Annotated in this window: 1 protein-coding gene; it reads left to right on the forward strand. The window is 76.4% G+C overall.

What is annotated here, in order from left to right; translation table 11 throughout:
• On the forward strand, positions 1–508 hold a 508-nt coding region (locus A7A76_RS00325; protein ID WP_206409317.1), incomplete at both ends, for a hypothetical protein.

Raw genomic sequence — 508 nt, forward strand, 5'->3', positions numbered from 1 at the left:
TGGGCTGAGGCGCTGCGCCGCGGCGGCCGCGCCGCCGGCTGGCTGCTCGGCCTGGCCGCGCTGGCGCTGGTGGCGCAGCAGGCGTGGACGCGGCGCGCGCAGTGGTGGCCGCTGTGGCAGCGCCTCGACGCCGGCGATCTCATCCTGGCCCTGGCCGCCTGCCTGGCGATGCAGCTCGCCTTCGGCCTGGCCTGGCATCTGTTCGCGCGCGGCCGCTGGACGCCGCAACAGCTGTATCCCGACCTGCTGCGCTGGGGCCAGAGCCTGCCGGCCAAGTACCTGCCCGGCAAGATCTGGCAAGGCGTGGCGCGCAGCGCGCTGTACGCCGACGAGCGCCGGCCGACGCTGACCTTCGTCTTGTTCGTGCGCGAACAACTGCTGTCGCTCGGCGTCTGCGCGACGATCGCCGCCGCGGCCGCACCGGCGGCGCTGCCGCCGCGGCTCGGCGCGGCGCTGCAAGTCGCCCTGCTCGCCTTCGCCGTCGCCGTCAGCGCGGCGGCGATCGGGC

The sequence above is a fragment of the Lysobacter enzymogenes genome, from assembly GCF_017168095.1.
Classification (GTDB): Bacteria; Pseudomonadota; Gammaproteobacteria; order Xanthomonadales; family Xanthomonadaceae; genus Lysobacter; species Lysobacter enzymogenes_D.